The sequence below is a fragment of the Catellatospora aurea genome (genome assembly GCF_042663325.1).
GTDB lineage: Bacteria > Actinomycetota > Actinomycetes > Mycobacteriales > Micromonosporaceae > Catellatospora > Catellatospora aurea.
The window spans coordinates 1-24,116 of the sequence record NZ_JBHTAC010000014.1; the positions used below are offsets into that span (position 1 = coordinate 1).

A 24,116-nucleotide genomic window follows, 5' to 3' on the forward strand; every position below is an offset into this window, starting at 1 on the left:
TTAAAGACTTGCGGCCTCCGAAGCACTCGGAGGCCGCAAGTCTTTAAGAGTTGCGGCAGGTCGCAGAGGCGGCAGGTCGCAGAGGCGGCAGGTCGCAGAGGCGGAAGGTCGCAGAGGCGGCAGGTCGCAGAGGCGGCAGGTGGGAGGGTCAGGGGCGAGGGGTGAGGGTGGCGGGGTCGAGTTCGCCGGTGAAGGTGAGGACGGCGGGGCCGGCGAGCCAGGAGGTGCGGGCGTCGCGGGTGACTTCGAGGCGGCCGCCGGGGACGTCGACGGTGACCGTGCCGGTGTCGCGGCCGGAGGTGTGCAGGGCCGCCACGCCGACGGCGGTCGCGCCGGTGCCGCAGGACATGGTCTCGCCGGAGCCGCGCTCGTACACCCGCATGCGCCGGTGGTCCTCGCCGAGCTTGACCGAGAACTCGACGTTGACCCCGGCCGGGAACAGCACCGGGTCGGTCTCGGGCGCGCGGGTCAGGTCGACGGCCGCTGCGACGGAAGCGGGCACGTCGCAGACCAGGTGCGGGTTGCCCATGGAGATCGCCAGGCCCGGGTAGCTCACCCCGTCGATCACCGCGGTCGAGTCGCCGAGCAGCGCGGGCGGGGCCATGTCGACCCGGACCAGGTCGCCCTCGACGTACGCGGTGCGCAGGCCGCCGCGGGTGGACAGCGGGATCTCCTCCCCCGCCAGGCCGGTGGTGTGCAGGTAGCGGGCGAAGACGCGCACGCCGTTGCCGCACATCTCCGACAGCGAGCCGTCGGAGTTCCAGTAGTCCATGAAGTAGAGCGCGGCGGGGTCGGCCGAGGGCTGCACCCGCAGCACGCCGTCGCCGCCGATGCCGAAACGCCGGTCGCACAGGGCCGCGACCAGGGCGGGCGTCAGCTCGACGGTGCCTTCGAGATCCTCGATGATCACGAAGTCGTTGCCGGTGCCGTGTCCCTTGGTGAACTTCACGGCGTCTCCCTCACCATCCGCAGCGCCTGCGCCACCAGGTCGGGGGCCGCGCCGTCGAGCCAGCGTACCGAGGGGTCGCGGCGCAGCCACGAGCGCTGGCGCCGGACGAAGCGGCGCGTCCCGGTGACGGTGTCGTCGTGGGCCTGCTGCTCGCTGCACCTACCGTCAAGGTACGCCAGGACCTGCTGGTAGCCGAGCGCTCGCGACGCGGTCAGGCTGCCCGCGAGCCCTTCCGGGAGCAGCCCGCGCACCTCGTCGACGAGCCCGTCGGCCCACATCTTGCCGACCCGCTGCGCGACGCGGACGTCCAGGTCGGCGCGGTCCACCGCGAGCTGGAGCACCGGGTACACCGGGACGGGGTCGGGCAGCGAGGCGGTGAACGGCTTTCCGGTGAGTTCGATCACCTCCAGCGCTCGTACGATGCGACGCCCGTTGCTTTTCAAGATCTTGTCCGCGGCGACCGGGTCGGCCGCGTGCAGCCGCTCGTGCAGCGGCCCGGGGCCGACCTCGGCCAGTTCGGCCTCCAGCCGGGCGCGCACGTCGGGATCGGTGCCGGGGAACGAGAAGTCCTCAAGGACGGCCCGCTGGTAGAGGCCGGACCCGCCGACCAGCAGCGCCACCTTGCCCCGGCCCTGGATGTCGTCGATCGCCGCGCGGGCCAGCCGCTGGTACTCCGCGACGCTGGCCGGCTCGGTGACCGGCCAGATGTCGAGCAGGTGGTGCGGGACGCCCTCGCGCTCGGCGAGGGTGAGCTTGGCCGTGCCGATGTCCATGCCGCGGTAGAACTGCATGGAGTCGCAATTGACGACTTCACCGCCTAGGGTGTGGGCCAGGGCGAGGGACAGCGCCGACTTCCCCGCGGCGGTGGGACCGACTACCGCGATCACCGTTGCGTCCGTTTTCGCACCTGTCTCGTTCACCCGCACGGGACAACCGTAATCGGATCGTGCCCTGCGCAGCGGGGCGGAGCAGGTGCGGTGTCGGCGCGGACCCCGTAAGGTCACCTTGTCCTGGGCGCGCGCCGCGCGTCCAGCCGGACCTGTGACAATGCTGAAGGAGAGACGAACTACTCTCCCCGGTGTAACGGGTCAACTGCGCTGTGGCGGCGACCTCGCACGTGATGGCGAGGTTCGGTCGGGAAGAACGAGGATGGGCACATCATGAGCGACTGGGCATCGTATGGCCGGGTGGACGCGGACGGCACGGTCTGGGTGAAGTCGGCGGCAGGCGAGCGCGCCGTCGGATCATGGCAGGCCGGCACCCCGGAAGAGGGGCTGGCGCACTTCGTCCGCCGGTACGAGGATCTCGTCACCGAGGTCGACCTGATCGAGACCCGCCTCAAGTCCGGGGCCGCTGACGCCTCGCAGACCCTGACCACGGTCAAGCGGCTGCGCGCCGGCATGGACGAGGCGCACGTCGTCGGCGACATCGACGGGCTGTCCACCCGCCTGGACGGGCTGACCACGCTGGCCGAGGAGAAGGCCGGGGCGGCCAAGGCCGCTCGCGACGCCGCCCGGGTCGAGGCCGTGGCCCGCAAGACCGCGCTGGTCGAGGAGGCGGAGAAGCTCGCCGCCGAGTCCACCAGCTGGAAGGCGACCGGCGACCGGTTCAAGGAGATCCTCGACGAGTGGAAGACCATTCGCGGGGTCGACAAGAAGACCGACGGTGACCTGTGGAAGCGGTTCTCGGTCGCCCGGGACAGCTTCACCCGCCGCCGCGGCGGCCACTTCGCGACGCTCGACGCCGCCCGCAAGCAGGCCCAGACCGCCAAGGACGACCTGGTCGCCGAGGCCGAGTCGCTGGCCGAGTCGACCGACTGGGCGGCCACCGCGGCCCGGCTCAAGGAGCTGATGGCCGACTGGAAGGCCGCGCCGCGCGCCTCCAAGGAGGCCGAGCAGAAGCTCTGGGACCGGTTCCGCGCCGCGCAGGACGCGTTCTTCACGCGCCGCAGCGAGGTCTTCTCGGCCCGCGACAACGAGCAGAAGGCCGCGCTGGTGCGCCGCCAGGAGCTGCTGGCCCAGGCCGAGGCCATCGACGTGGACGCCGACCCGAAGGCCGCGCAGAACGCGCTGCGTGAGATCCAGGGCCAGTGGCACGACACCGGCCGGGTCCCCCGCGAGAACGTGGCCGGCCTGGACCGCCGCCTGCGCGCGATCGAGGACAAGGTCCGCGACGCGATGGACGCCGCCTGGCGGCGTACCGAGCCGTCGGCGAACCCACTGCTCAAGCAGATGCGCGAGCAGGTCGCCGAGGCCGAGGCGCGGCTGGAGCGGGCGCAGGCCGCCGGCGACGCCAAGCGCATCAAGGAGGCCGAGCAGGCCCTGGCCGGCAAGCGGAATTTCTTGGCCTTGGCCGAGAAATCAAGCTGATCAGCCTCGCCCTGGCGGAGAAGTCGAGCTGATCTGAACGCAACGACAAGAGGGGCGGTCGCACGAGCGGCCGCCCCTCTTGCTGTGTACGCCGTCGGCGGTGCACGATGTACCCCGGAGCCAGGGCAGGCACGCATTTCCCGATCACGCACGTCCGTCATGGATGGAGCAATCCGAAATGCGTTGGAAGACTCGCACGACGGCGTTCACCGCGGCCCTCGCCGCCGTGACAGCCGCCGCGGCCACCGCCCTCGTGGCGATCACGTTCTCCGCCGGACCGGCCAGCGCCGACACCGGCACCGGCTACCTGCGCACCAGCGGCCGCAACATCGTCGACAGCGCCGGCCGGGTGGTGCGCCTGACCGGCATCAACTGGTTCGGCATGGAGACCGACAACAAGACCTTCCACGGCCTGTGGGCCAACGCCCCCGCCACCTGGAAGGGCCAGCTCGACCGGATGGCCTCGCTGGGCTTCAACACCCTGCGCGTGCCGTACTCCGGCGACGCGCTCAAGGCCGGGGCGGTCGCCACCGGCATCAACGACTTCACCAACCCGGACCTGGTCGGCAACTCGCCGCTACAGATCCTCGACAAGGTCATCACCTACGCGGGCACCAAGGGCATGCGGGTCATCCTGGACCGGCACCGGCCGACCGCGGCCGGGCAGACCCCGCTCTGGTACACCGCGTCGGTCTCCGAGGCCAGCATGATCGCCGATTGGGTGATGCTGGCCCAGCGGTACGCCGGCAACCCGACGGTGATCGGGGCGGACCTGTTCAACGAGCCGCACGCCGAGGGCACCGACCCGAACGCGACCGGCGCCTGCTGGGGCTGCGACGTGCAGGCCCGGGACTGGCGGCTGGCCGCCGAGCGCATCGGCAACGCGGTGCTGGCCGCCAACCCCAACTGGCTGATCTTCGTCGAGGGCGTGAGCTGCCTGTCCGGCGGCGTCGCCAACGAGTGGGACGGCATCCCCGACGACCCGATGGCCTGCGACTGGTGGGGCGGCAACCTGTCCGCCGCGATCGACAAGCCGGTCCGCCTGAACGTCGCCAACCGGCTCGTGTACTCCCCGCACGAGTACGGCATCTCCGTGTACGACCGGCAGAAGTGGTTCAACGACCCGAACTTCCCGAACAACCTGCCCGCGGTCTGGGACTTCTTCTGGGGCAAGCTCGCCAAGCAGAACGTGGCCCCGATCCTGGTCGGCGAATTCGGCAGCACGCTGGCCAACCCGCTGGACGTCCAGTGGCTGACCAAGCTGATGGGCTACATCGGGGAGAACGGGCTGTCGTTCACGTACTGGTCGTGGAACCCGAACTCCGGGGACACCGGGGGCGTCGCGCTGGACGACTGGTACTCGATCAACCAGACGAAGTACAACATCCTCCAGCCTTACCTGAACCCGCCGTCGGGCAACCCGAACCCGACCACCCCCGGCCCGTCGGTCTCCCCGTCGCGCTCGGCCTCGCCGTCGCCGTCGCCGTCCCGGTCCACCTCGCCGTCGCCGTCGGCCTCACCGTCCACGCCGCCGAGCCCCGGCACGGGGGCGTGCAGCAAGGTCGTCACGATCACCAACTCGTGGCAGGGCGGGTACCAGGCCGAGGTCCGGGTGACGAACACCGGCACGAGCGCCGTGAACCCGTGGACGGTCACGTGGACGGTGCCCAGCGGGGTGTCGCTCACCAACGGCTGGAACGCGACGGTCACCCAGAGCGGCACCACGTTCACGGCCGCCGCGCCGAACTGGAGCACGTCGCTGGCCCCGAACGCCACGGCGGTCATCGGCTTCACCGCTACCGGACCGTCCTCGCCGGCCCCGAGCAACGTCCGCCTCAACGGCGCGGCCTGCTCCTGACCCGCGCCCCGGCGCATCCATCCGTTTAGGACAATGGATGCGCCGGGAACAAGGCACCTGGCGCCCTGCATCGATCCACCGGCGATCGCCGGGATGGGCGCCAGGTCTCGCCGGCCCGACTGCGACCGCCGCACCGGGCCGGCGAGGTCCTCCCGCCAGGCGGTTCTCCTGCCGCAACTCTTAAAGACTTGCGGCTTCAGGCAGCCCCCGAGGGCGCGACTCTTTAAGAGTTGCGTCAGGAGGGGGCGGGTCAGGGCAGGCCGGCGAGGTGGAGGAGGAGGGGTTTGACGTCGGTGGCGGCGAAGGCGTCGCGCTGGACGGTGCGGTCGGAGCAGATGAGGACGGGGCCGTCGGCGGCGGTGGTGGGCAGGCGGCCGTGGGAGCCGCGGACGGCGCGAGCGCCGGCGTCGAGGCCGACGACGTCCATGAGGTAGCGCATGCCGGCCTTCTTGCGCAGCAGCGCGGTGGCGGCGCGGCGCTTGGCGGCGGCCGGGGCGGCCGGGTCGAAGAACAGCTCGGCGGGGTCGTAGCCGGGCTTGCGGTGGATCTCGACCAGCCGGGCGAAGTCGGGGGCCTTGGCGTCGTCGAGCCAGTAGTAGTACGTGAACCAGGCGTCGGGCTCGGCGACCAGGACCAGCTCGCCGGAGCGCGGGTGGTCGAGGCCGTACGCGGCCTTGCCGGACTCGTCGAGCACCTGGGCCACGCCGGGCAGGTTCGCGCAGATCTTGGCGACGACGGCCCGGTCGGCGGGGTCGGCCACGTAGACGTGCGCGACCTGGTGGTCGGCGACCGCGAAGGCGCGGGAGGTCCACGGGTCCAGGTATTCCATGCCGGCCTGAGTGTGCACGCGCAGCAGGCCCTCGGCCCGCAGGGCCCGGTTGACGTCCACGGGCCGGCGCACCGGCGTGATGCCGTACTCCGACAGCGCCACCACGGTCGCCCCGCGCGCGGCGGCGTCGTCGAGCAGCGGCGCGAGCACGCCGTCGAGTTCCTTCGCGGCGGCGGCGGCCTCGGGGCCGTACGGGCCGAAGCGCTGCAGGTCGTAGTCGAGGTGCGGCAGGTAGACCAGGGTCAGGTCCGGGGAGTGCGCGGCCATGACGTGCCGGGCAGCCCCCGCGATCCAGCGGGTCGAGGCGATGCCCGCCCCAGGCCCCCAGAACTGGAACAGCGGGAACGTGCCGAGTTCCGCGGTGAGGGCGTCGTGCAGCTGCGGCGGGTCGGTGTAGCAGTCGGGCTCCTTGCGCCCGTCGGCGCGGTACACCGGGCGCGGCGTGACGGTCCAGTCGACGTCCGCGCCCATGGCGTACCACCAGCAGATGTTGGCGACCGTGTAGCCGGGCCGGACCTTGCGGGCCGCCTGCCACACCTTCTCGCCGCCGACCAGCGCGTGGTGCTGCCGCCACAGCAGCACCTCACCCAGGTCGCGGAAGTACCAGCCGTTGCCGACGATGCCGTGCTGCGCGGGCATGACACCGGTGAGCAGCGTCGACTGGGCCGAGCAGGTCACCGCGGGCAGCACCGTGCCCAGCGGCGCGGAGAAGCCGGCGTCGGCGACGGCCCGCAGCCGGGGCATGTGCTCCAGCAGGCACGGGGTGAGCCCGACGACGTCGAGCACGACCAGCGGGGTCACGGTGTCCACGGGCGGACCTCCTGCAGCTCCATCATCTCCAGCGGTGCGGTCGGGCCGCCCGGGGCCAGCCCGAGCGCGATCAGCTCGTCCCGCGCGAACGCCAGCTCGGCGGCGATGCCCGCGGCCAGCTGCGCCGGGGTCACCGGCCGCAACGCGGGCGGCAGCACGTTCCAGGTGTACGTCTCGACGTCGACGTGGTCGCAGCCCGAGGCCGGCCCGCCGAACAGCTCCTTCAGCGCCACCCGCAGCTCGGGCAGGGTGCTGCCGAGCGGCGCGGCCGGTTCGGCGTGCAGCGGCACGTGGTAGTGCACCCGCCACGGCTGCGGGGTGCGGCGCGGGCGTGGCAGCAGCCGGTCCAGGGCCTCGCCGAGGTCATCGGCGGCCTCACCGCGCGAGCCGCGGGTCTGGTGCAGGAACCGCGGCTCGTCGTAGCCGCGCAGCACGGCCTGCGCCGCGACCGGGTCGTCGGCGGTCAGCGCGGCGGAGACCTGCACCTTGATCACCGGCAGTCCGGCGCGGGCCAGCCGCGACAGCGCCTCGGCCGGTTCCTCCCAGGCGCAGGCCAGGTGCGCGAGGTCGAGGCATACGCCCAGCCAGTCGCCGTCCATGCCGGACCACAGCCGGGCGGCCTGCTCGGTGGTCTCCACCACGCAGCCGGGCTCGGGCTCGAAGCCGACCTGCACGGTGCGGCCGGTGCGCCCGGCGATGGCGGCCAGGCCGTCGGCCAGCTCGTCCAGCACCCGCCCGGCCGTCCCGGCGCGTTCGGTGTCCCACGGCTCGCGCCAGGCCAGCGGCAGCGTCGAGATGGAGCCGCGCACCGCGTCGTCGGGCAGCAGATCGGCCAGCACCACGGCCAGGTCCAGGGTGTAGCGCAGCCGCTCCGGGGTGGTCCAGTCCGGGTGGTACACCGCGTGCTTGACCACTTCGGCCTGGAACGACTGGTACGGGAACCCGTTGAGGGTCACCACCTCCAGCCCTCGGGCGTCCAGCTCGCGCCGCAGCCTCCGGCGCAGGTGCGGCTCGGCGGCCAGCGCGGACGCCGCCGGGGCAGCCAGCCACAGGCCCAGCCCCAGCACGTCGGTGTCCAGTCCGCGGCGGATGGCCGTGCCGTACGTGTCGAGCTGCGCGACGATGCCGTCGAGGTCCTCGGCCGGGTGCACGTTGGTGCAGTAGCTCAGGTGCACCGTCTGCCCGTCGGGATGGAACAGCCGCATCAGGCGCCGCCCCGCTTGATCGAGTTGCCGGCGAAGTCGGCGGGCGCGTCCGCGTCGGACAGGTCCAGCCGCCCGGACGCCCCGTAGAACTCGACCGGGTTGCGCCACAGCACCCCGTCCACGTCATCGTCGCTGAACCCGGCCGCGCGCATCGCCTCGCCGGTGGCCCGGGTCAGCAGCGGGTCGGAGCGGCCCCAGTCGGCCGCGGAGTTGACCAGCATGCGCTCGGTGCCGTGGCGGCGCAGCAGCTCCACCATCCGCGGCGGCGACATCTTGGTGTCCGGGTAGATCGAGAAGCCGAGCCAGCAGCCGGTGTCGCGGACCAGCTCCACGGTCACCTCGTTGAGGTGGTCGATCACCACGCGGCCCGGGTCGATGCCAGACTCCTTCACCACGTCCAGGCTGCGCTGGGTGCCGCGCTGCTTGTCCCGGTGCGGCGTGTGCACCAGCGCGGGCAGGTCGTACTCGACGGCCAGCGCGAGCTGCGCGGCGAAGGCGAGGTCCTCCAGCGGGGTCATCGAGTCGTACCCGATCTCCCCGACCGCGACGACCGCGTCCTTGTCCAGGTAGCGCGGGACCAGTTCGAGCACCTCGCGGCAGCGTGGGTCGTTGGCCTCCTTCGGGTTCAGCGCGATGGTGGCGAAGTGCCGGATGCCGAACTGCCCGGCCCGGAACGGCTCCCAGCCGATCAGCGCGTCGAAGTAGTCGGCGAACGAGCCGGGGCTGGTGCGCGGCTGGCCGAGCCAGAACGACGGCTCCACCACGGCGCGCACCCCGGCGGCGGCCATCGCCTCGTAGTCGTCGGTGGTGCGTGAGGTCATGTGCACGTGCGGGTCGAAGATGCGCATCAGATCCCCTTCTCGGCTTTGAGGCGGGCCAGCAGCGCCGCCGCGTCGGCGGGCAGCTCGCGCCCGGCGGCGTGGCGCTCGTCGGCGACCCCGGCCAGCATCGCGGCAAGCTCGCTGTCGGCCCGGTGGTCCAGGTCGTCCACGCAGGTCAGCGGGATGCCCATGAACACGCACTTGACCACCGCCTGCCGCCACGCGGCCGCGTCCAGGTGCGCCGCGTACGGCCCCAGCGCCGCCGCGACCAGCCGGGTGTCGTTGGTGCGGATGGCGTCGTGCAGCAGCTCGACCGCGCTCGCGCCGACCGGCAGCAGCGGCAGCGCGCGCAGCACCGCCCGCTTCTCCGCCGCGTCGCCGTGCCGGTAGAGCGCCCGCGCCTGCACCGCCGCGCGGTCGGCGGGCAGCGTGGCCAGCAGCACCGCGCGGGCCGCCTCGTCGGCGGTCCAGCCGGGCACGTCCAATTCCCCACGCCCGCAGCGGCGAGCCGCGGCGGGGAACAGCCGGCTGATCACCGACGGGTCGGCGGCCACCCGGCGTAGCGCCTCGTCCAGCCAGCCGCCGTCGTCCACCGCGGCCAGCGCGGACCGCAGCACGTCGGGTGCGGGCACGGCCCCGGACGGGCGGCGCTGCCCCGGCGCCCGCTGCCCCGTGGCGGCGGTCCGGTCGGCGGCGCCGGACTGCCCGGCCGCGGCGCGCAGGAACGTCAGCGAGCGCCGCGCGACATCCGGCGCGGCGTGCGAGTGCCGGGGCAGCTCCACCCCGACCAGGCCGCGGTATCCGGCGTCGGCCAGCGCCCGCAGCACCGGCGGGAAGTCGATCTCGCCCTCGCCGAACTCCAGGTGTTCGTGCACGCCCCGGCGCATGTCCTCGATCTGCACGTTGACCAGCCACGGCGCGGCCGCCGTGACGCAGTCGGCGACCGGCTCGGGCTCCAGGCACCGGCAGTGCCCGATGTCGAGGGTCAGCCCGAACGCGCGCGGCATGCCCAGCGCCCGGTGCAGCGCCCGCCAGCCCGCCAGGTCCTGCACGAACATGCCGGGCTCGGGCTCGAAGCCGATCGGCACGCCCGCCTTGGACGCGGCCTCGGTCAGCCGGGCGCAGCCATCGACCAGCCGGTCCCAGGCCAGCTGCGGATCGACCGACGGCGGGCGCACCCCCGACCAGCACGACATCGCCTCCGCGCCCAGGTCGGACGCGATCGACACGGCGCGCAGCAGGAAGTCGAGCCGCACCTCGCGCTCGTCGTGCAGCAGCGTGGGCGCATGCTTGCGGCGCGGGTCGAGCAGGTACCGCGCGCCGGTCTCGACCACGGCGGACAGGCCCAGTTCGATCAGGCGGGTGGCCAGGCCGGAGACCCGGCGGGCCAGGCCCGGGGCGTACGGGTCGAGGTGGTGGTGGTCGAGGGTCAGCGCGACGCCGTCGTAGCCGAGGTCGGCGAGCACGGCCAGCGCGTCGCCGAGGCGGTGGTTGGCGAAGCCGTTGGTGCCGTACCCGAAACGCAGGTTCATGTCGCCGAGATCCTCCGCACCAGGCGCCGGGCCAGCGGCGCGAGAGCGGCGAGGGCGAGCCCGGTGACCCCGGCCCCGGTGCGGGCGGCCAGGGTGCCCTGCAACGTGGGCAACCCGGTGATGCCCGAGCCGACTGCGGCGCGGACCCGGGCCGCGTCCGGCTGCGCGGCGGCGCGGGCCTGCGCCCGGCCGTAGTGGGTCAGGTACCAGCCGGCCAGCGCCACCGGCAGCACCGCCCGCCAGCCCTTGCGGCGGCTGGCCCCGGCGGCGGTCGCGGCGACGGCCACCGTGCCGGCGAGCGTGGCCACCGGAAGGGTCGCGTCCGCGCCGGACACCTCGCGCCGCGACAGCGCGGTGACGGTGTACGTGTGCGCGGCCACGGTCAGCGCCGCGGGCACCGCCTTCGCGGCCCGTCCGCCCGACGCGCCCAGCAGCACGTCCAGCCCCCGGCAGGCGGCCATCACCGCCGGTCCCGCCGCGGTGTTCTTCGCCTTCACGTCGTACGCCCACACGGTCGCCGCCAGCGGCACGGCCGTGGCCAGGCCGCGGCGGCCGCCCACCCACGCGGCCAGCCCCACTCCTGCGGCGGTGAGCCCGGCAGCCAGGCCGAGCGCGGCCCGGGGCGACACCCGCCCACTGGGGATCGGCCGCTCGGGCCGCTCCACGGCGTCCAGCTCCCGATCGGCCCAGTCATTGGCCGCCATGCCCGCCCAGTACAGGCACACCGACGCCGCCGCCAGCCCTGGCGTACGCCGGTTCAGCGTGCCCGCGGCGGCCGCCCCGGCGATCACGTCCCCGGGCACCGAGAGCGCGGCGGGCGCCCGCACCAATTCGGCAAGATCGCGCGCGATGGCCGCCCAGCCGCGACGGCCACCGCTCGGTCCGCGAGGCACATCGGGCATGCGCGCGGCGGGCACGGCCGAGCCGACCGCCTCGCCCCGTCCGGCGCCTGAACCGGCCCCGGCCGTCGCGATCGGCGTTCTCGCCGGGCGAGCGGTCCGGCGGCGGCCCTGGGCCAGGCGCAGGGCGCGGGCGGCGGGCCGCGCCGCGGGGCGCTGCGCCTCGGCCTGCGCGGACCGGGCAGACCCTCGACCATGCGGACCAGCGCGTCGAACTGGGCGCTGAGCCCGTGCTCGACGTCGCCGAGCGGGTCCTTGAAGAAGAACGCCAGCTCCGGCAGCGGGCCGCTGCGCCCGGCGCGATGCGCGGCGGCGGTGAGCCGGACCAGGTCCAGCACCAGCGGGGCGGCCAGCGCCGAGTCGCAGCCGTGCCAGCTGAACTCCAGGCGCATCGCGGTGCCGAGGAACCCGCGGAAGGTGACCAGATCCCAGGCGGTCTTGAACTCACCCAGGTCCTCGACGTACTCGATGCGCGTGTCGCCCTGCGGCTGGTAGCCCAGCGTCTCGGCGAGCACCCGCTGCTTGCTGGCCGCCTTGGCCGCGTTCGGCGCGGGTTGGGCCAGGTTGGCCCCGTCACCGCCGCCGAGCAGGTTCGCGCCCGACCAGCTCCGCACGGCGAGCGCCCGCATCGCGAACATGGGCGCGAGCACCGACTTGACCAGGGTCTCCCCCGTCTTGCCGTCGTGCCCGGCGTACGGCACCCCGCGCTCGTGGGCCAGTTGCGCCAGCGCGGGCAGCCGAGCCCCGGTGGACGGGGTGAAGTCGACGTACGAGCAGCCGGCCGTGAACGCCGCGTACGCGTACAGCGAGCTGGGCGGCAGCACCGGCACCGGGCCGCGCAGCGCCTCGCGTAGCACGTCGAGCGCGGCGTGCGCCTCGTGCGGCTCGGCGGCGGGCTCGGTCGACGACACGTTCACGACGACGACCCGGCCCAGCTCGTGGCGGCGGCGGAACTCGTCGATGTCGGCGGCGACCAACGCGGCCGTCTCGGCCTGGGTCGCACCACGCGGCGCGGGCCGCACCTCGGCGTCCAGCGCGGCCAGCTCCGGCTGCAGCGCGGTGACCAGGCGGCCGGGCAGCACACCCGCGTCGGCGAGCGCGTCGGCCTTCTTGAGGATCGGGGTGGCGACCACGTCGTGCCCGCCGAACACCAGGTCGGCCAGGGCCGGCAGGGCGGGGCTGCGCAGCTGCGGCAGTTCCGTGACGCACCCGGTGGGCTCGGCGAGCCCCGCGCGCAACGCGACTGCTCCGACGATGCTGGTGACGGCGACCGACCCCCGCCCACCGACCAGCCAAACACCTGTTCGCATGCGGTCTCCCGGGGAGATGGAGGAAAAACCACGACAGATTACTTGATTTCGCCGAGACTACCCATATTCGGACCTACCGGCGTTTCGTGAATCGTCGTCGCAGCTCACCCCCGCGTTTCGCACAAAGGAAGGGCACCTTCCCATCGCTATGCAATGGAGAAGGTGCCCTTCTTAACGGCGGCGGGGGGTGTGGCGCTCCGGCTCCCGGCGAAGATCGCCGTTTCGGGTCACGGTCTGCGGTCGCACCGCAGGTCCCGACCGCAGACAGCGATCTTCAACCCGAGTGGTGTCAGCAGGTCGAGCAGGCGGAGTCGGCTGGGGCGGGCTGCGCCGGCGGGCGGCCGATGGTCGGCAGGCCGAGCATCACCCCGGCGGTACGCGCCACCCGTCCCGCCTCGTAGGCGTCGCCGGCCCGGGTGCGCCGGTGCGACACCAGCGCACCGTCGCAGTTCAGGTGGTGCGGCGCGGCGTAGTCGACCACGGTGTGCACGATGTCGCCCGGCCGGACCAGCGCGACCTGCTCCGGCGCCACGGCGAAGTGCACCAGCCGGCCGTCGCGGGCCCGCCCCGACATCCGCCCGGTGGCCTGGTCCTTGCGACCCTCGCCGACCGCGACCAGCACCTCGACCTCGCGCCCGACCAGCTTCTTGTTCTCCGCCCAGGTGATCTCCTCCAGGGTGGCGACGAGCCGCTCGTAGCGCTCCTGCACCACCGCCTTGGGCACCTGGCCGTCCATGGTCGCGGCGGGCGTGCCGGGCCGGATCGAGTACTGGAACGTGAACGCGCTCGCGAACCGCGACTCGCGTACCACCCGCAGCGTCTCCTCGAAGTCCGCGTCGGTCTCGCCCGGGAAGCCCACGATGATGTCGGTGGTGATCGCCGCGTCCGGCATGGCCGCGCGCACCTTCTCGATGATCGACAGGTACCGGTCGGACCGGTACGAGCGCTTCATCGCCTTGAGCACCGCGTCGGACCCGGACTGCAGCGGCATGTGCAGCGAGTGGCAGACGTTGCCGGTCTCGGCCATCGCCTCGATCACGTCGTCGGTGAACGCCGCCGGGTGCGGGCTGGTGAACCGCACCCGCTCCAGTCCCTTGTCCTGAAGCTGCCCGGTGGCCCGCAGCAGCTTGCCGAAGGCGAGCCGGTCGCCGAACTCCACTCCGTAGGTGTTCACGTTCTGGCCGAGCAGGGTCACCTCCAGCACGCCCTCGGCGACCAGCGCCTCGACCTCGGCGAGCACGTCGCCGGGGCGGCGGTCCTTCTCCTTGCCGCGCAGGCTGGGCACGATGCAGAAGGTGCAGGTGTTGTTGCAGCCCACCGAGATCGACACCCAGCCGGAGTACGTCGACTCGCGCCGGGTCGGCAGCGTCGACGGGAAGACCTCCAGCGACTCCAGCAGCTCGACCTGGGCCTGCTCGTTGTGGCGGGCCCGCTCCAGCAGCACCGGCAGCGAGCCGATGTTGTGGGTGCCGAACACCACGTCGACCCAGGGCGCCTTCTTGACGATCTCGCCCTGGTCCTTCTGCGCCAGGCAGCCGCCGACGGCGATCTGCATGCCGGGGTGCTTGTCCTTGACCGGGCGCAGGTGGCCGAGGTTGCCGTAGAGGCGGTTGTCGGCGTTCTCGCGCACCGCGCAGGTGTTGAAAACGACGACGTCGGGGGTGCGGCCGGGTTCCGCGGCCGGGTCGAGCCGCACGTATCCCGCTCCGTCGAGCAGGCCCGAGATGCGCTCGGAGTCGTGCACGTTCATCTGGCACCCGTACGTGCGCACCTCGTAGGTGCGGGCGGGTGCGCTCTGGGTTTCAGGCTGACTGGTCATCTCAACCGACCAGGGTATCCGGTCGCGGGCACGGGTACGGAATCCGGGGAAGTTACCCGGTCGTGACCATCCAGCGCCGTTGTCGTCGCTTCGGCGGCCCTAAGGTCGGTGGGACGACGATGTACGAACGCCGAAAGGACGGTGGCATGTCCCACGAACCGCTCATTGTGCTGGACGCGGTGAACAAGTGGTTCGGAGACCTGCACGTGCTCCGCGACGTGAGCCTCACGGTGGACCGCGGTGAGGTGGTCGTGGTGATCGGCCCGTCCGGCTCGGGCAAGTCGACGCTGTGCCGCGCCGTCAACCGGCTGGAGACGATCAACTCGGGCATCATCCGCTTCGACGGCACTCCGCTGCCGGCCGAGGGCCGCGCGCTGGCGAAGCTGCGCAGCGAGGTCGGCATGGTCTTCCAGTCGTTCAACCTCTTCGCACACAAGAGCATCCTCGACAACGTGACGCTGGCGCCGATCAAGGTGCGCGGCGAGTCGAAGGCGAGCGCCCGCGCCCGCGGCATGCAGCTGCTGGAGCGGGTCGGCATCGCCAATCAGGCCAACAAGTTGCCGGCGCAGCTTTCCGGCGGCCAGCAGCAGCGCGCGGCGATCGCGCGCGCGCTGGCCATGCAGCCCAAGGCGATGCTGTTCGACGAGCCCACCAGCGCACTCGACCCCGAGATGGTCGGCGAGGTGCTCGACGTGATGACGTCGCTGGCCAAGGAGGGCATGACCATGATCGTGGTCACCCACGAGATGGGCTTCGCCCGGGCCGCCGCCGACCGTGTCGTCTTCATGGCCGACGGCCAGCTCGTCGAGCAGGCGCCGCCGGCCGAGTTCTTCGGCGACCCCAAGAGCGAGCGAGCCCGCGACTTTCTGTCGAAGGTGCTGTCCCACTGATCGGCTTCTGCCGGCCCGCCCCGGAGCGATCCTCCGGGCGGCCGGTGATGACTCCGCCGCCGGCCGCGGCGGGTTGGGTAACGAGCTTCGTCGCCTCCGGCGGCGGGAGATATGAGGAGGAAGCATGCGTCTGAAGCGTTTCGCGGCGCTGGCCGCCGTGTCCGTACTGGCGTTCGGGGCGGCGGCCTGCGGTGGCGAGGACCCCGGCACCACGCCGACCACCTCGAAGTTCGAAGCCGGCACCACGATGGAGAAGCTGAACAAGGCTGGCAAGATCACCATCGGCACGAAGTTCGACCAGCCCGGCTTCGGCCTTAAGGGCCTGGACGGCAAGCCGGCCGGCTTCGACGTGGAGATCGGCAAGATCATCGCGGCTGAGCTCGGCATCTCCGCCGACAAGATCAACTGGATCGCGACGCCGTCCGCGGTGCGCGAGGAGGTGCTGGAGAAGGGCGACGCCGACGTGGTGATCGCCACTTACACCATCAACGACAAGCGCAAGGAGCGCATCGACTTCGCGGGTCCGTACTACGTCGCGGGCCAGCACCTGATGGTGCGCTCGGACGACAGCTCGATCACCGGGCCGGACTCGTTCAAGGACGGCGCCAAGAAGGTCTGCTCCGTGCAGGGCTCCACGCCCGCCACGAACATCGAGAAGTTCCTCAAGGACAAGGCCACCCAGCTGGTGCTGTTCGACGTGTACACCAAGTGCGTCGACGCCCTGAAGAACAAGCAGGTCGACGCGGTGACCACCGACAACGTCATCCTGCTGGGCTACGTCTCGCAGAGCAACGGCGCGTACAAGCTGACCGGCAGCAAATTCACCGACGAGCCGTACGGCATCGGCGTGAAGAAGGGCGACGCCAAGTTCCGCGCCTTCATCAACGACCTGCTGGAGAAGATCTATGCCGACGGCCGCTACGCCAAGGCGTGGACCGACACCGCGGGCAAGTTCGACGCGAACGTGCCCACCGGCCCGGCCGTGAACCGTTACTGATCCATCCCGATTGACGTAGTGCTGGAGAGGTGAGCCGATGGATGTCCTGATCGACAACGCCGACGTGTTCGTCAGCGGGTTCTGGCTCACCCTCCAGCTCTGTGTGCTGTCCGCCACGGGGGCACTGCTGATCGGCACCATCGTGGCGGCGATGCGGATCTCTCCCGTGCCGTCGCTGCGGTGGGCCGGCGCGACCTACGTCACGCTGGTGCGCAACCTGCCGCTGACGATCGTCTTCTTCCTGACCTCGTTCGGCCTGCCGGAGCTGGGCTCCAACGCTGACTTCCTGCGTATCCCCGGCCTGTCGTCGATCTTCGACCGGCTCGGCATCGACCTGCCGTACTTCCGGTTCGCGGTGATCGCCCTCAGCGTGTACACCGCTGCGTTCGTCTGCGAGGCGATCCGGTCCGGCGTGAACGCGGTGCCGGCCGGGCAGGCCGAGGCGGCGCGCTCACTGGGCCTCACCTTCCGGCAGAACCTGCTCTCCATCGTGCTGCCGCAGGCCTGGCGGGCGGCCATCGTGCCGCTGGGCAGCGTCATCATCGCGATGATCAAGAATTCGGCGCTGGCCGGCGCGTTCGGCGTCACCGGTGAGCTGTTCAGCTCCGGGCAGTCGCTGACGTCCTCGGGGGGCAACCCCATCGTTCCCGTCTTCATCGGCATCTCGATCGGCTACCTCATCATGACCGTGCCGCTCGGCATCTTCATCGACCGGGTCGAGAACCGTCGGGCGGTGGCCCGATGAGCCCCCAGTCGAGCGTCCTGTACGACGCCCCCGGTCCCCGCACCCGCCGCCGCACCACCGTCGCCGCCGTGCTGATCGGCGTGCTGCTGCTCGTCGGCGCCTACTACCTCGTCTACCGGCCGCTGGAGGCCAACGGCCAGTTCACCGCGCTCAAGTGGGGCCCGCTGGTCGATCCCGACGACCCGAACCTGTCGCTGGTCTGGGAACGCATCAGGCTCGGCATCATCGCCACGCTGACCGCCGCCGCGCTGGCCATCGTGTGCTCCCTGCTGGCCGGCACGCTGCTGGCCATCGCTCGGATGCTGCTCAAGGAGCAGGCGAAGCGCCGCTACGCCGGGATGCCGGCGGCCGCCGCGTACACCCTGCGCGGGCTCAACACCGCGTTGCGTGGGATCACCCGGTTCTGCGTCGAGGTCTTCCGCGGCCTGCCGGTGCTGGTGACCATCTTCTTCGCGTGGCGGATCTCCGGCATCAGCGACCCGCTGTGGCCGCTGGTCATCGGCCTGAGCATCTACAACAGCGTTGTCATCGCCGAGATCATCCGCTCCGGCATGGAGGGCCTGCCTCGCGGCCAGCGCGAAGCGGCCGACTCCCTCGGCCTGACCCCGTTCCAGGCGATCCTGCTGGTCCAACTGCCCCAGGCGTTCCGGATCATGCTGCCCGCGCTGATCAGCCAGCTTGTCGTGATCCTCAAAGACACCACGCTCGGCTACATCATCACCTACGAGGACATCCTCGCCGTCGCCCAGCAGATGATCCAGATCCTGCAGAACCCGATCCAGATGTACACGATCATCGGCGCCATGTTCATCGCGATCAACTACGCGCTGTCCCAGCTGGCCGGTTACGTCCAGCGCCGGGTCTCGCGGGTGCGGGCGCACAAGCCGGCCACCCCGGCTGCCGCGCCGGCTGCCAACGAGCCAGTGGTCCTGGACGCCTGACCCGGGCTCGCCCACCTACCAGCACCGACAAGATCGCCGTTCGCGGTCGGAACGTCAGGCTCGACCTCACGTTCTGACCGCAAACGGCGATCTTCGCTTCCAGCCTCAGCGGGCGATCTCGGTGGTGCGGGACTCGCGGACGACGGTGATGCGGATCTGACCCGGGTAGGTCAGTTCCTCCTCGATCTGCTTGGCAACGTCCCGGGCCAGCACCGCGGCGCCGATCTCGTCGACCTCCTCGGGCCGCACCATGACCCGGATCTCCCGGCCGGCCTGCATCGCGAACACCTTGTCCACGCCGCTCTTGGCTCCGGCGATCTCCTCGATGCGCTCCAGCCGCTTGACGTACGCCTCCAGCGACTCCCGCCGGGCCCCCGGCCGCCCGCCCGAGCAGGCGTCCGACGCCTGGGTCAGCACGGCCTCGATGGTCTGCGGCTGCACCTCGTTGTGGTGCGCCTCGATCGCGTGCACGACCTCGTCGCTCTCCCCGAAACGCCGGGCCACGTCCGCGCCGATCAGCGCGTGCGAGCCCTCCACCTCGTGGGTGAGCGCCTTGCCGATGTCGTGCAGGAAGGCCGAGCGCTTGATCAGCTCCGGGTCCAGCTTCAGCTCCGAGGCCATGATCCCGGCGATGTGCGCGGTCTCGACCAGGTGCTTGAGCACGTTCTGCCCGTACGACGTGCGGTAGCGCAGCCGGCCCAGCAGGGTCACCAGTTCCGGGTGGATGTCGGTGATGCCGACCTCGACCAGTGCGTCCTCCGCAGCGCGCTGGCACATCCGCTCGACCTCGAACCGGGCGACGTCGTACACCTCCTCGATGCGGTGCGGATGGATCCGCCCGTCGAGGACCAGCTTCTCCAGGGTGAGCCGGCCGACCTCCCGGCGCACCGGGTCGAAGCAGGACAGCAGCACCGCCTCGGGAGTGTCGTCGATGATCAGGTTGACCCCGGTGACCGTCTCGAAGGCCCGGATGTTGCGGCCCTCCCGGCCGATGATGCGGCCCTTCATCTCGTCGCTGGGCAGGTGCAGCACGCTGACCACGCTCTCGGCGGTCTGCTCGCTGGCCACCCGCTGGATCGCGTCGACCACGATGTGGCGGGCCCGGGACTCGCCGGTGGACCGGGCGTCGGCCTCGATGTCGCGCACCAGCAGCGCCGCCTCGCGCTTGGCCTGGACCTCGATCGTCTCGACCAGCTCGGTCTTGGCGGCGTCGGCGGTCAGCCCGGCGACCCGCTCCAGCTCCTTGCGCCGCTGCTCCTGCGCCTGGGCCAGCTCCTGCTCCTTGCCCTGCAGGGCCAGCTCCCACTTGGCCAGCTCGGCCTCGGCGGCGGCGATGCGGCGGTCGCGTTCGGCGAGGCGCTCGGCCTCCTCCACGTTCTGCCGCTCACGCTCGGCCAGCCGCTCGGCCTCGGCCGCGTGCATGCGCTCGCGCTCGTCGAGGCGCTGCAGCCGCCGCTCGGCCTCGGCGGCCTGGTCCTTGGCGGTGGAGGTGAGCATCGCGATCTCGCGCTCGCCGGTGCGCCGAGCGGTCGAGCGGACCTGCTCGGCGTCCTCCTCGGCCTGCCGGTGAGCCCGCTGCAGCACGGTGTCGGCCTCGGCGTGGGCCGCGTCCAGCACCCGCTGCGCCTCGGCCCGGGAGGTGGTCACCTCGGCCTTCACGGCCGCGTTCTCGGCGCGTACGGCGGTGGCCTCGGCGCGGGCGGCGGCCACGGAGCGGCGCTCGGCCTCCAGGGCGGTCTGCGCGTCGGAGACGGAATTCTGCAGCTCGACCAGGGTCTGACGCTGGCGCTCGCGCTCGGCCACGGCCTCCGGGTCGTCCACGATCACGCTCAGCGGCTGACCGGTCGGGGCGGTGGGGGCGGCCAGCCGGCGCACCAGGCGCACGCCGACCGCCAGCATCCCCGCCACCATCAGCGCGAGGAGGACGATCGCCGCCAGCAGCAGCCCTTCCATCGTGGTCATGCCACTCGCCCGTCGAACTCGGTCATGGCCGCCTCCTGACGCTCCGAACCGCCGACACGGTGGTGCCGGCGCGGAGGCAACCCGACCAGATGTGCGGACCCGCCACACGACGCGCACGGCACGGCCCGGCGACACCCACCCTTTCGGTGGATGCGACCGGCGCACCAGAGCCCGCGAACCGCTTCAACGGCCCTGAGCTGCGACTACATGTAGGCAGCCGCAGGGGTACAGCGGCTGCGCGTATCCTCACCAGGCAAAACTGTTGTCGTACTGTTACACGTTCTATGTTGTGTGGTTTAACACGTACTGGTCGGTGATACCTCTCCTGCGAGGCTAGGTTGCCGATGGCGGTCCGGTCAAGAACTCATGATCGGACACCAAGACGGACGCATCGCCCATTGTGTCCGGTTGTCACGCAGCCCACCGATGCCGAACCGTGACCTGACCGGCGAACCCGCGCCGCGCCCGGCGTGTCGCGAACCCGACCGAAGGCCGAGAAAATCACTGCTCCGGCGTGTCGAAAAGATCGGGGTCGAGCAGCTCCGCCAGCTCCGCGTCCTCAGCGCTACGAGCGGCCAGGGCGTCCTTCACGGCACGCACCGCGATCCCGCCCGGGTAGCCCTTGCGCGCCAGCGCGCCCACCACCCGCCGGAACACCGCGTCCGGCTCGCCCCGCGTCGTGCGCAGCTTGCGCACCGCCAGCTCGTACGCCGTCCGTGCCTGGGTCTCGTCGTCGAGCTCGGCCAGCGCCTCGGTGACCACCTCGGCGTCCACGCCGCGCCGCCGCAGCTCCTGCCCCAACGCCCGGGACGCCAGCCCCTTGCCGTGATGGCGGCTGGACACCCAGGCCCGCGCGAACGCCGCATCGTCGATCATGCCGACTTCGTCGTAGCGGTCGAGCACCGCCTCGGCAACCTCGTCGGCGACGTCCTTGGCCCGCATCGCGGCGGCCAGCTCCGCCCGGGTGCGCGGCCGCACCGCGAGCTGCCGCAGGCAGATCTCCCGCGCGACCTCGTGCGGATCCCGCTGCGCCTGCCGCTTCGCGGCCCGCTCGGCCCGTGCTGACCCGTCGTCCACGAGCTCCGCACCGTCCGACGGGCCCGCGCCGTCGTCGCCGGGGCGCGCGGGCCGGGCCGGGGCGGGCGGTTTCGCGTCCCATCCCCGGCCGGTGCGCGCACCGCGGCGTCGTCCCACCATGACGGCCGGTCAGCTGCTCAGGCGTCGATCAGAAGTCGACCGGCGGCAGCGCCGGGCCGCCCGCGGCGTCCGACACGCTCGACTGGCCGACGCCCAGCTTCTCCAGGATCTTCTTCTCGATCTCGGCGGCGACGTCCGGGTTCTCCTTGAGGAACTCGCGCGCCTTCTCCTTGCCCTGGCCCAGCTGGTCGCCCTCGTACGTGTACCAGGCGCCGGCCTTGCGGATGATGTTCTGCTCGACGCCCACGTCGATCAGCGAACCCTCACGCGAGATGCCCTTGCCGTACATGATGTCGAACTCGGCCTGCTTGAACGGCGAGGCGACCTTGTTCTTGACCACCTTGACGCGGGTGCGGTTACCCACGACCTCGGTGCCGTCCTTCAGGCTCTCGATGCGGCGGATGTCCATGCGCACCGAGGCGTAGAACTTCAGCGCCTTGCCACCGGTGGTGGTCTCCGGGCTGCCGAACATGACGCCGATCTTCTCGCGCAGCTGGTTGATGAAGATCGCGGTGGTGTTGGAGCTGTGCAGGCCACCGGTCATCTTGCGCAGCGCCTGGCTCATCAGACGCGCCTGCAGACCGACGTGGCTGTCGCCCATCTCACCCTCGATCTCGGCGCGGGGCACCAGCGCCGCCACCGAGTCGATCACGATCAGGTCCAGCGCGCCGGAGCGCACCAGCATGTCCGCGATCTCCAGCGCCTGCTCACCGGTGTCCGGCTGGGAGACCAGCAGGGCGTCGGTGTCGACGCCGAGGGCCTTGGCGTACTCCGGGTCGAGGGCGTGCTCGGCGTCGATGATCGCCGCGATGCCGCCGCTGCGCTGCACGTTCGCGATCGCGTGCAGGGCCAGCGAGGTCTTACCGCTGGACTCCGGGCCGTAGATCTCGACGATGCGCCCGCGCGGCAGGCCGCCGATGCCCAGCGCCACGTCCAGCGCGATCGAGCCGGTGGGGATGATCGCCATCTGCACCTGCGGCCGCTCGCCGAGGCGCATCACCGAGCCCTTGCCGAACTGCTTGTCGATCTGGGCGAGCGCCAGGTCGAGAGCCTTGCTCTTATCGGGGTTAGCCGCCATCTTCGTCGCCACCTCTTTTAGGGCACTGTCAGTCGCCGACTTCGCAGCCTTCTTCGTCACGCCGACACGCTAGGCGCTGGGTCCGACAAAGGCGATACGGGCACGCCGGGCCTGTGGACAACCACGGCATGCACAAGCACTGGTTGTGGACGATAGCCGAACACGTGTACGAGCGCCATCCTGCCACGCCGTAGGTGTGCTCGCACACGCAAACGCGCGAGGCGGAGCCGAGCCATGACTCAGCGGAGGCGGCCGGGCACCCGTTCGGCGTACTGGTCGCACACGGCACGCCAGATCACGTGCACTTCCTCACCGTCGGCCAGGGCGGTGTCGATCGTCCGCCCGCCCAGCTGCGGCAGCACCTGGTCGGCGGCGACGCTGGCGGCATAGGTCGGGCCGAAGACCTCGGTCAGCCGTTCGTAGAAGTCGGTCCGTCGCATCGGGCTAGTCTGCCACCTTCACGGCGGCGAGCGTGGAGGGCCGCAGCGCCAGCGCGATCAGCGGGATCGTGGCCAGCGCGGCGAGCAGGGCCAGCACCGCGTACCCGGACAGCTCGACCACGATGCCGGACAGCACCCCGGCGGTCGCCCCGGACAGGCCGGTGACCAGGTCCGACAGGCCCTGCGCGCGGGCCTTGACCGCGATCGGCAGCGACTCGGTGAACAGCGTCGAGCCGGCGACCATGGTGCCCGACCAGCCCAGCCCCAGCGTCAGCAGCGCGACGGTGAGCAGCGCCGTGTCGTGGCCCGCGGTGGCGGCGACCGCACACGCCGCGATCAGCAGCGCGACCCCGCCCAGGATCACCGGCACCCGGCCCACCCGGTCGGTGAGCCAGCCCACCACCGGCGACAGCCCGTACATCCCCGCCACGTGCACACTCAGCACGAAGCCGACGATGCGCAGCGTGTCCGGGGCGCTGTGGGTCTCCCCGATGTGCACCGGCGTCATCGCCATCACCGCCACCATGACCAGGTGGCCCAGCGCCATCGCGGTCACGCCCAGCCGGGCGGCCGGCGATGCCAGCACCGCCCGCGCCGCCGAGCCCAGCGTGTGCCGCTCGACCGGCCCGCCATCCGCCGCCGCGCCTGCCCCGCCGTCCGCCGCCTGGCCTCCCCCGGCCGGCAGGCGCTCCGCCGCCGCACCGCCGGGGACCGCGGTGGTGCCCGGTGCCGCAGTTTGGTCCGCCGGGGCACGCACCCCGGCCGCAACCTGGGCCAGCAGCAACGGGTCGGGGCGCAGGAACAGGGTGAGCAGCAGGGCGCTGAGCAGGAACGAGGCCGACGCGAAGGCGAACGGGCCCGCCAGCTCGGGGATGCCGAACCGGGACAGCGAGCCGCCCAGCGGGGCGGCCAGGTTCGGGCCGATCACCGCGCCGAGCGTGGTGGACCACACCACCAGCGACAGCTGGCGGCCCCGGCGCTGCGGTTCGGCCAGGTCGGTGGCCGCGTAGCGGGACTGCAGCTTCGCCGTGCTGCCCGCGCCGAACAGGAAGAAGCCGACGAACAGCAGCGGGATCGAGTCGAGCGCCGCCGAGGCCAGCACCGCCACCCCGCCGACCGCGCCGGTGAGGTAGCACAGGGCCAGGCCGGGCCGCCTGCCGTACCGGCTCATCAGGGCCGCGGCCGGCACGGCCAGCACCCCGCCGCCGACGACCGCCGCGCTCTGCGCCACCCCGGACAGGGCGGTACCCGCCATCGCCCGGGTGAGCAGCGCACCGACCGAGATGCCCATGGCCACGCCCAGGCCGCTGACGACCTCGACGACCATGAGCAGGCGGATGGTCCTGGCCTGGACCGCGCTGTGCGCGGCGACGGCGGACGTCATGAGGGGCTCCCGGGGGCGTAAGGGGTGTGGGCGCTTGCTCTACCTTGCCCGACCGCACCCTCTCGCGCCGCCCCGCCCCCG

19 protein-coding genes and 1 pseudogene are annotated in these 24,116 nt (G+C 72.1%); 6 read left to right on the forward strand and 14 right to left on the reverse strand.

All coding sequences use genetic code 11. From position 1 onward, the window contains the following. Positions 1–148: 148 nt before the first annotated feature. Both dapF and miaA read right to left on the reverse strand, forming a co-directional pair. The gene (dapF, locus tag ACFQO7_RS15780) at positions 149–949 is read right to left on the reverse strand and encodes a diaminopimelate epimerase (RefSeq protein WP_376807035.1); all 801 of its coding nucleotides are present in this window, start codon (positions 947–949) and stop codon (positions 149–151) included. Then, positions 946–1,875: a tRNA (adenosine(37)-N6)-dimethylallyltransferase MiaA gene (miaA, locus tag ACFQO7_RS15785; RefSeq protein ID WP_376807036.1), complete on the reverse strand. Its 930-nt coding sequence runs from the start codon at positions 1,873–1,875 to the stop codon at positions 946–948. The genes dapF and miaA overlap by 4 nt, the downstream gene beginning before the upstream one ends. 234 nt (positions 1,876–2,109) lie before the next feature. Here miaA and ACFQO7_RS15790 point away from each other — a divergent pair, with 234 nt between their 5' ends. Beyond that, positions 2,110–3,318 carry a DUF349 domain-containing protein gene (locus ACFQO7_RS15790; protein ID WP_376807037.1) on the forward strand — a complete coding sequence of 403 codons (1,209 nt, stop codon included), beginning with the start codon at positions 2,110–2,112 and terminating at the stop codon, positions 3,316–3,318. Between the two features lie 178 nt (positions 3,319–3,496). After that, on the forward strand, positions 3,497–5,176 hold the full coding sequence (locus ACFQO7_RS15795; protein WP_376807038.1) for a cellulase family glycosylhydrolase: 1,680 nt from the start codon (positions 3,497–3,499) through the stop codon (positions 5,174–5,176). A gap of 250 nt (positions 5,177–5,426) precedes the next feature. Here ACFQO7_RS15795 and ACFQO7_RS15800 read toward each other — a convergent pair whose 3' ends face one another. From ACFQO7_RS15800 to miaB, 7 genes and pseudogenes are all read right to left on the reverse strand, one after another. After that, entirely contained in the window at positions 5,427–6,815 is a 1,389-nt protein-coding gene (locus ACFQO7_RS15800) for an alkaline phosphatase family protein (RefSeq protein ID WP_376807039.1), read from the reverse strand. Then, a complete protein-coding gene (eboE, locus tag ACFQO7_RS15805) occupies positions 6,803–8,020 on the reverse strand; it encodes a metabolite traffic protein EboE (RefSeq protein ID WP_376807040.1) in 1,218 nt (405 codons plus the stop codon). The genes ACFQO7_RS15800 and eboE overlap by 13 nt, the downstream gene beginning before the upstream one ends. Next, positions 8,020–8,868: a TatD family hydrolase gene (locus ACFQO7_RS15810; RefSeq protein ID WP_376807041.1), complete on the reverse strand. Its 849-nt coding sequence runs from the start codon at positions 8,866–8,868 to the stop codon at positions 8,020–8,022. The genes eboE and ACFQO7_RS15810 overlap by 1 nt, the downstream gene beginning before the upstream one ends. After that, the gene (locus tag ACFQO7_RS15815; RefSeq protein ID WP_376807042.1) at positions 8,868–10,373 is read right to left on the reverse strand and encodes an EboA domain-containing protein; all 1,506 of its coding nucleotides are present in this window, start codon (positions 10,371–10,373) and stop codon (positions 8,868–8,870) included. Before ACFQO7_RS15815 ends, ACFQO7_RS15810 begins: the two co-directional genes overlap by 1 nt. Next, a complete protein-coding gene (locus tag ACFQO7_RS15820; RefSeq protein WP_376807043.1) occupies positions 10,370–11,275 on the reverse strand; it encodes an SCO3242 family prenyltransferase in 906 nt (301 codons plus the stop codon). The genes ACFQO7_RS15815 and ACFQO7_RS15820 overlap by 4 nt, the downstream gene beginning before the upstream one ends. Before the next feature lie 179 nt (positions 11,276–11,454). Beyond that, positions 11,455–12,582, reverse strand: a pseudogene (locus ACFQO7_RS15825) (inositol-3-phosphate synthase); the annotation flags it as partial. A gap of 289 nt (positions 12,583–12,871) precedes the next feature. After that, positions 12,872–14,401 (reverse strand): tRNA (N6-isopentenyl adenosine(37)-C2)-methylthiotransferase MiaB, encoded by a 1,530-nt coding sequence (gene miaB, locus ACFQO7_RS15830; RefSeq protein WP_376807044.1) that lies wholly within the window; start codon positions 14,399–14,401, stop codon positions 12,872–12,874. A 146-nt stretch (positions 14,402–14,547) separates the two neighbouring features. Between miaB and ACFQO7_RS15835 the strand changes: the two genes are divergently transcribed. The 4 genes from ACFQO7_RS15835 to ACFQO7_RS15850 all read left to right on the forward strand — a co-directional run bounded on the left by ACFQO7_RS15835 (position 14,548) and on the right by ACFQO7_RS15850 (position 17,974). Further along, positions 14,548–15,291, forward strand: a complete 744-nt coding sequence (locus tag ACFQO7_RS15835; protein ID WP_376807045.1) for an amino acid ABC transporter ATP-binding protein — start codon at positions 14,548–14,550, stop codon at positions 15,289–15,291. Between the two features lie 124 nt (positions 15,292–15,415). Next, on the forward strand, positions 15,416–16,288 hold the full coding sequence (locus ACFQO7_RS15840; protein ID WP_376807046.1) for a glutamate ABC transporter substrate-binding protein: 873 nt from the start codon (positions 15,416–15,418) through the stop codon (positions 16,286–16,288). Between the two features lie 37 nt (positions 16,289–16,325). Further along, the gene (locus ACFQO7_RS15845) at positions 16,326–17,033 is read left to right on the forward strand and encodes an amino acid ABC transporter permease (RefSeq protein ID WP_376807047.1); all 708 of its coding nucleotides are present in this window, start codon (positions 16,326–16,328) and stop codon (positions 17,031–17,033) included. Next, positions 17,030–17,974 carry an amino acid ABC transporter permease gene (locus ACFQO7_RS15850; protein ID WP_376807048.1) on the forward strand — a complete coding sequence of 315 codons (945 nt, stop codon included), beginning with the start codon at positions 17,030–17,032 and terminating at the stop codon, positions 17,972–17,974. Before ACFQO7_RS15845 ends, ACFQO7_RS15850 begins: the two co-directional genes overlap by 4 nt. A gap of 105 nt (positions 17,975–18,079) precedes the next feature. Here the strand turns inward: ACFQO7_RS15850 and rny are convergent, their stop codons facing one another. From rny to ACFQO7_RS15875, 5 genes are all read right to left on the reverse strand, one after another. Then, positions 18,080–19,936, reverse strand: coding sequence for a ribonuclease Y (rny, locus tag ACFQO7_RS15855; RefSeq protein WP_376807049.1), 1,857 nt, complete (start codon positions 19,934–19,936; stop codon positions 18,080–18,082). A gap of 501 nt (positions 19,937–20,437) precedes the next feature. Next, positions 20,438–21,133 (reverse strand): regulatory protein RecX, encoded by a 696-nt coding sequence (locus ACFQO7_RS15860; RefSeq protein ID WP_376807050.1) that lies wholly within the window; start codon positions 21,131–21,133, stop codon positions 20,438–20,440. A gap of 28 nt (positions 21,134–21,161) precedes the next feature. Beyond that, a complete protein-coding gene (gene recA, locus ACFQO7_RS15865; protein WP_203693961.1) occupies positions 21,162–22,211 on the reverse strand; it encodes a recombinase RecA in 1,050 nt (349 codons plus the stop codon). Positions 22,212–22,450: 239 nt separating this feature from the next. After that, entirely contained in the window at positions 22,451–22,651 is a 201-nt protein-coding gene (locus ACFQO7_RS15870; protein WP_203693909.1) for a DUF3046 domain-containing protein, read from the reverse strand. A 4-nt stretch (positions 22,652–22,655) separates the two neighbouring features. Continuing rightward, positions 22,656–24,035, reverse strand: coding sequence for an MFS transporter (locus ACFQO7_RS15875; RefSeq protein WP_376807051.1), 1,380 nt, complete (start codon positions 24,033–24,035; stop codon positions 22,656–22,658). Positions 24,036–24,116 lie beyond the last annotated feature (81 nt).

Bases quoted from the DNA above. Each gene is read 5' to 3' on its own strand.
- ACFQO7_RS15790 (WP_376807037.1), top strand. From the start codon at position 2,110: ATGAGCGACTGGGCATCGTATGGCCGGGTGGACGCGGACGGCACGGTC.
- ACFQO7_RS15810 (WP_376807041.1), bottom strand. From the start codon at position 8,868: ATGCGCATCTTCGACCCGCACGTGCACATGACCTCACGCACCACCGAC.
- ACFQO7_RS15875 (WP_376807051.1), bottom strand. From the start codon at position 24,035: ATGACGTCCGCCGTCGCCGCGCACAGCGCGGTCCAGGCCAGGACCATC.
- ACFQO7_RS15840 (WP_376807046.1), top strand. From the start codon at position 15,416: ATGCGTCTGAAGCGTTTCGCGGCGCTGGCCGCCGTGTCCGTACTGGCG.
- ACFQO7_RS15820 (WP_376807043.1), bottom strand. From the start codon at position 11,275: ATGCCCGATGTGCCTCGCGGACCGAGCGGTGGCCGTCGCGGCTGGGCG.
- recA (WP_203693961.1), bottom strand. From the start codon at position 22,211: ATGGCGGCTAACCCCGATAAGAGCAAGGCTCTCGACCTGGCGCTCGCC.
- ACFQO7_RS15795 (WP_376807038.1), top strand. From the start codon at position 3,497: ATGCGTTGGAAGACTCGCACGACGGCGTTCACCGCGGCCCTCGCCGCC.
- ACFQO7_RS15845 (WP_376807047.1), top strand. From the start codon at position 16,326: ATGGATGTCCTGATCGACAACGCCGACGTGTTCGTCAGCGGGTTCTGG.
- rny (WP_376807049.1), bottom strand. From the start codon at position 19,936: ATGACCACGATGGAAGGGCTGCTGCTGGCGGCGATCGTCCTCCTCGCG.
- ACFQO7_RS15815 (WP_376807042.1), bottom strand. From the start codon at position 10,373: ATGAACCTGCGTTTCGGGTACGGCACCAACGGCTTCGCCAACCACCGC.
- ACFQO7_RS15870 (WP_203693909.1), bottom strand. From the start codon at position 22,651: ATGCGACGGACCGACTTCTACGAACGGCTGACCGAGGTCTTCGGCCCG.
- ACFQO7_RS15860 (WP_376807050.1), bottom strand. From the start codon at position 21,133: ATGGTGGGACGACGCCGCGGTGCGCGCACCGGCCGGGGATGGGACGCG.
- eboE (WP_376807040.1), bottom strand. From the start codon at position 8,020: ATGCGGCTGTTCCATCCCGACGGGCAGACGGTGCACCTGAGCTACTGC.
- ACFQO7_RS15850 (WP_376807048.1), top strand. From the start codon at position 17,030: ATGAGCCCCCAGTCGAGCGTCCTGTACGACGCCCCCGGTCCCCGCACC.
- ACFQO7_RS15835 (WP_376807045.1), top strand. From the start codon at position 14,548: ATGTCCCACGAACCGCTCATTGTGCTGGACGCGGTGAACAAGTGGTTC.
- miaB (WP_376807044.1), bottom strand. From the start codon at position 14,401: ATGACCAGTCAGCCTGAAACCCAGAGCGCACCCGCCCGCACCTACGAG.